Origin of the sequence: Arthrobacter gallicola (assembly GCF_014836775.1) — a bacterium.
In the GTDB taxonomy this organism is placed as follows: Bacteria; Actinomycetota; Actinomycetes; order Actinomycetales; family Micrococcaceae; genus Arthrobacter_B; species Arthrobacter_B gallicola.
Genome location: NZ_JACSQD010000009.1, coordinates 19,322 through 24,635 on the forward strand (window position 1 = coordinate 19,322; position 5,314 = coordinate 24,635).

Below are 5,314 nucleotides of genomic sequence, written 5' to 3' on the forward strand. Positions count from 1 at the left end.
GTCCGCTCCAGCGGGCGTCGTCGGGGAGGCCTTATCAGCCGGTGGGGAGGGGTTTCAACCGCAGTAAGCACCCGTCGAAGCCGAGTTGACCATCTTGGCGTACTTGGCCAGGACACCCTTGGTGAACTTGGCCGGAAGGGGCTCCCAGCCGATCTTGCGGGCTTCGAGCTCTTCGGGCTCCACCAGCAGGTCGAAGCTGCGGGCGGCGATGTCCACGCGGATCCGGTCCCCGTCCTTGACGAAGGCGATGGGACCGCCGTCGACGGCTTCCGGTGCCACGTGGCCGATGCACAGGCCGGTGGTGCCGCCGGAGAACCGGCCGTCGGTGAGCAGCAGGACGTCCTTGCCGAGCCCGGCACCCTTGATCGCACCGGTGATGGCGAGCATTTCGCGCATGCCCGGTCCGCCCTTGGGGCCTTCGTAGCGGATGACGACGACGTCGCCGGCGTGGATCTCTCCGGCGTCGAGCGCGTCCAGGGCACCCTGCTCGCGTTCGAACACGCGGGCGGTGCCTTCGAAGACGTCGGCGTCGAAGCCGGCGCTCTTGACGACGGCGCCTTCCGGAGCCATGGAGCCGTGGAGGATGGTGATGCCGCCGGTTTTGTGGATCGGGTTGTCCAGCGCACGCAGGACCTTGCCGTCCGGATCCGGCGGGTTGATGGCTTCGAGGTTCTCGGCCACGGTCTTGCCGGTGACGGTGAGGCAGTCGCCGTGCAGCAGGCCGGCGTCGAGCAGTGCCTTCATGATGACCGGCACGCCGCCGATCTTGTCGACGTCGAACATCACGTAGCGGCCGAACGGCTTCAGGTCGCCCAGGTGCGGGATCTTGTCGCCGATCCGGTTGAAGTCCTCGAGCGTCAGGTCAACTTCGGCCTCGCGGGCGATGGCCAGCAGGTGCAGGACGGCGTTCGTGGAACCGCCGAAGGCCATGGTCACGGCGATGGCGTTTTCGAAGGCCTTCTTGGTCATGATGTCGCGGGCGGTGATGCCCTTGCGCAGCAGGTTCACGACGGCTTCGCCGGACTTGCGGGCGAACTCGTCGCGGCGGCGGTCAGCCGAGGGCGGAGCGGCGGAGCCGGGCAGGGACATGCCCAGGGCTTCGCCGATGCAGGCCATCGTGTTGGCGGTGTACATACCGCCGCAGGCGCCTTCGCCCGGGCAGATGGCCCGTTCGATGGTGTCCAGGTCCTTGAGGCTCATCTTGCCGGCAGCGCACGCACCCACGGCTTCGAAAGCGTCAATCAGGGTGACTTCCCGCTCCGTGCCGTCTTCCATCTTCGCGAAGCCGGGCATGATCGAACCGGCGTAGAGGAAGACGCTGGAGAGGTCCAGGCGGGCGGCTGCCATCAGCATGCCCGGAAGGGACTTGTCGCAGCCGGCCAGCAGGACGGAGCCGTCGAGGCGTTCCGCCATCATGACGGTCTCCACCGAGTCGGCAATGACTTCGCGGGAGACGAGGGAGAAGTGCATGCCCTCGTGACCCATGGAGATACCGTCCGAGACGGAGATGGTGCCGAACTGCATCGGGAACCCGCCGCCCGCGTGGACGCCTTCCTTGGCGCCCTGGGCCAGCCGGTTCAGCGACAGGTTGCAGGGGGTAATTTCGTTCCAGGAACTGGCGATGCCGATCTGGGGCTTGGCGAAGTCGTCGTCCCCCATTCCGACAGCACGGAACATGCCGCGCGCAGGCGCTGCATGAATACCGTCGGTTACAACTCGGCTGCGGGGTTTGATGTCAGGGGTGTTCTCCATGCTCATACCCGAAATCCTATTCCCAAGCCGGCCCGCCGGGCGCATCCGCCGTCCCGTGCCGCTGCTTGTTACGCCCGGGTTACGCAGCCTGTCCGGCAGGAGGAAGTTCGCCCGCGGGCCGGCTGCGCTTCCCCGGATGGGAGAGCCTGTCCATAGACTGGGGACCATGACTCCGGAACCCGGCTCAACCGATGTCCAGTCCAGCGAAGCCCTGAAGTCCCTGCTCCGCAGGATCTTCGACACGCAGATCCCTAACTACGGTGACTACAACCTGGTCTGCGCAACACCGGTGCCCGGATCCGCCGCCTACTTCGTGCTGGGCTACCGCTGGCGCCCCGCGGAGATCGTCTTCGCTCCGTTCTCGCCCCTTGCCTTCGAAGGCCTGGAACCGCCGACGGCGATAAACACGACCAACCTCTCGCATGCAGATGAGGTTGGTCCCGGCAGCTACGAAGTGGGCACCTCCACCGGCCGGGTGTTCCGGTTCAGTGTCGAGCCCGAGGCACAGCTGCCCTCCGGCGGCCGCGGACCCCGGCAGTTGATACTCCAGGAGGAGGACCAGGAGGACTTCGATTCCTTCCTGGACACCTTCCTGGAGCTCGCCTAGCGCCGGTGACCGCAGGCCGCGGAGGACGGGGTTAGGCCCAGGGACCGCGCTGGACGAGGTTGAGCGGCTCACGGCCGTCGGCCAGCCGGTCCACCTGGCGGCGCAGGAACGCCTGGATCCTGGGCGTGAACGCGTCCGAGTTCCCGCCCACATGGGGCGTCAGGAGAGCGTTCTGCGCTTTCCACAGCGGATGATCAGCCGGCAGCGGCTCAGGATCAACGACGTCGAGGGCGGCCTTGAGCCGGCCTGACACCACCTCTTCGGTCAGCGCATCGGTGTCAACGACTGCTCCGCGGGCCACATTGACCACCAGGGCGCCGTCGGGAAGGGCTGCCAGCACCTCCCGGCCCACCAGATGCCGGGTGGAATCGTTCAAGGGAGTGATCAGCACCAGCACATCGGTACCGGCTGCAAGCGTGACCAGTTCAGCTGTGCCGTGGATGTACCCGTGTTCATCGTCCCGGGCCCGGCTTCCGACCCGAGTGAGCTCCACTTCGAACGGAGCCAGCCGGGCCGCGATCTCCTGGCCGATGCCACCGACCCCCACAAGCAGGACGCGCCGGTCCGCCAGGCCGGGCCAGCGCTGGGGATTCCAGTGGGCATCCAACTGGTCACGGACTGCCGCGTCTATGCCGCGGAGTGAGGCGAGCATCAACCCGACCGCAAGTTCCGCCGTCGCTGCGGCGTGGACACCGGCCGCGCTGGCCACTGCGGTGCCGCTGCCCACCAGCTCCGGGAGTCCGTCATGCCCGGTTGTCTGGGCCTGGAGCAGCTGCAGGTTCGGAACCCGGGCGACGCCGGAGCGCCAGTCGGTGGCACTCGCGTAGGGGGTGACGACGGCGTCGATCTCCGCATAGTCCAGCCCGCGGGGCTCGCCCACTAGATCCCAGACTCCAGCCTGCATTCCGGCCGGCAGGGTCCCCAGCGCCTCAAGAAGTTCCTGGGTGGGGACGGTGATGTTTCTGACTGCGCGTGATTCTGGTGACATGCAACATAACCCTAGCGCGCAGGCACCGGACCCTTTGCCAAAGAAAAACACCCCGGTCCGAAGACCGGGGTGTTACCTAAGCCGCGACTCATCCGGAAACGATGTCTCGACTCATCCCTTTGGTGCGCGAGGAGGGACTTGAACCCACACGTCCGAAGACACTGGAACCTAAATCCAGCGCGTCTGCCAATTCCGCCACTCGCGCGCGGCCCGCGCCGGCTATCCGGGTAAAACACCGGTTATCCGGGCCAAGGCCAGGCTTTAGTGTACCTGAGGTTTAGTCGAGACCGAGATCACGGCGAAGCTTGGCAACATGTCCGGTGGCCCGCACGTTGTACTGGGCGAGGGCAACCCTGCCTTCGGGGTCCACCACCACGGTGGACCGGATAAGACCCTCGTACACCTTGCCGTAGTTCTTCTTTTCTCCCCAGGCACCGTACGCCTCGGCGACGGCGTGGTCCGGATCGGACAGCAGCGGGAAGGTGAGGGCCTCATCCGCAGCGAACTTGGCAAGCTTCTCCACTTTGTCCGGGGAGATTCCCAGCACAGCAAACCCGGCCGCGGACAGGGAGTTCAGGTTGTCCCGGAAGTCGCAGGCTTCCTTGGTGCAGCCCGGGGTTGCCGCTGCAGGGTAGAAATACACAATCACGCTGCGGCCCCGCAGGTCCGCGAGCGATACGACGGAGGAATCCGACGCCGTCAGGGTGAAATCCGGTGCGGTGTCACCAACGGTTAGTCTGGGCATGAAACAGGTGCTCCTTCGGTATCGATTGCGCATCGGCTGTGTCACAGGACGACAGCAGGCTTTCGGATGGATATCCTAGACTTTGGATTTGTAGGCTATCCGATGGGCCTGGCGAATCCGTACTCGAAAGGAAGAGTTCAGTTTTATGCCGGATATGGAGCATTGGCCCACCGGTCGCCTCTTATCAACAGCCGCCCGCCTGGTGGAGCATGCCTGGAATGAGCGACTTGTCCGTATAGGGGTGACCCACGCGGGCGTCATTGCACTTGGCGTCCTGGATTCCCAGGGCCCCATGACGCAGGCCCACCTTGCACAGCTGGTCCGGGTGCAGGCACAGACCATGGGTAAGACACTGGCCAGACTGGAGTCGCACGGCCACGTGACGCGCGTTCGAAACGACTTGGACAAGCGCAGCCACATGGTTTCAATCACTCCCGCAGGCATTGAGGCGCTGCGCGAGGCCCACGACATTGAGCGGACACTTCTCGACGGCGGGGAACTACTTTCCGAGGACCTGCGCAGCCAGCTGCGCAGTGTGATCCGTGAACTTGGGAATCCGCGCTGGCACATGGCAGTCGACGTTCCAGGCCTGCCGGTCCCGCTCGATGCCCCGCTGAACCCGGAGCAGCAGACCGCTTAACCGGGCACCGCCGAACGGCACCGGCCGGCACCGGCCGGTCCAACCCGGTTCGGCAGCAGATTTTCCAGCGTGCACGCTCATTGTCATGGGCGTGCACGCTGTCGTTTAAGCCGTCGGACTCAGTGTCGGGCGGGCCGGCAAACCGTTGTGGCTGACCCGGCAGGGCACTGCGCAACAGAACCCTGGTGGAACACAAAAACCCCGCCCGGAAGGAAATACCTTCTGGACGGGGCTCATTCTGTGCACCCCCCGGGACTTGAACCCGGAACCCATTGATTAAGAGTCAATTGCTCTGCCAATTGAGCTAGAGGTGCTTGGCGGTGATGCTGCGCTGCCGTTCTCCAAGGCTGGACAGCGGTCCTGGACGATCAGCAACGACAAGTTACTCTACCAGCTTTTTTCCACCGCACCGAACCGGAGCAATGAGGCACCGGCATGCTGGCCGCCGGAACTGACAACCCCGCCCCACCCGGCCAGTTGACCGGATGATGCGGGGTTATCTGCACTGTGCACCCCCCGGGACTTGAACCCGGAACCCATTGATTAAGAGTCAATTGCTCTGCCAATTGAGCTAGAGGTGCT

Annotated in this window: 5 protein-coding genes and 3 tRNA genes; 2 read left to right on the forward strand and 6 right to left on the reverse strand. The window is 65.0% G+C overall.

The features are described 5' to 3' along the window. Positions 1 to 54: 54 nt before the first annotated feature. A complete protein-coding gene (gene ilvD / locus H9639_RS16385; RefSeq protein ID WP_191809157.1) occupies positions 55 to 1,758 on the reverse strand; it encodes a dihydroxy-acid dehydratase in 1,704 nt (567 codons plus the stop codon). Positions 1,759 to 1,918: 160 nt separating this feature from the next. On the opposite strand from ilvD, the gene H9639_RS16390 reads away from it, so the two are divergent. After that, positions 1,919 to 2,359, forward strand: a complete 441-nt coding sequence (locus H9639_RS16390; protein WP_191809158.1) for a hypothetical protein — start codon at positions 1,919 to 1,921, stop codon at positions 2,357 to 2,359. Positions 2,360 to 2,390: 31 nt separating this feature from the next. On the opposite strand, the gene H9639_RS16395 is transcribed toward H9639_RS16390, so the two are convergent. The 3 genes from H9639_RS16395 to bcp form a co-directional block, all read right to left on the reverse strand. After that, a complete protein-coding gene (locus H9639_RS16395; protein WP_191809159.1) occupies positions 2,391 to 3,347 on the reverse strand; it encodes a 2-hydroxyacid dehydrogenase in 957 nt (318 codons plus the stop codon). A 120-nt stretch (positions 3,348 to 3,467) separates the two neighbouring features. Continuing rightward, positions 3,468 to 3,552: transfer RNA gene (locus H9639_RS16400), tRNA-Leu, on the reverse strand. A gap of 72 nt (positions 3,553 to 3,624) precedes the next feature. Next, positions 3,625 to 4,092 (reverse strand): thioredoxin-dependent thiol peroxidase, encoded by a 468-nt coding sequence (bcp, locus tag H9639_RS16405; RefSeq protein WP_191809160.1) that lies wholly within the window; start codon positions 4,090 to 4,092, stop codon positions 3,625 to 3,627. A 241-nt stretch (positions 4,093 to 4,333) separates the two neighbouring features. Here bcp and H9639_RS16410 point away from each other — a divergent pair, with 241 nt between their 5' ends. Continuing rightward, complete coding sequence (locus H9639_RS16410) at positions 4,334 to 4,732, forward strand: MarR family winged helix-turn-helix transcriptional regulator (RefSeq protein WP_318242133.1); 399 nt, start codon at positions 4,334 to 4,336, stop codon at positions 4,730 to 4,732. A gap of 241 nt (positions 4,733 to 4,973) precedes the next feature. Here the strand turns inward: H9639_RS16410 and H9639_RS16415 are convergent. Both H9639_RS16415 and H9639_RS16420 read right to left on the reverse strand, forming a co-directional pair. Further along, positions 4,974 to 5,046 (reverse strand) — tRNA-Lys (locus H9639_RS16415). A 194-nt stretch (positions 5,047 to 5,240) separates the two neighbouring features. Beyond that, a tRNA-Lys gene (locus H9639_RS16420) sits at positions 5,241 to 5,313 on the reverse strand. Between the last annotated feature and the right edge of the window lies 1 nt (position 5,314).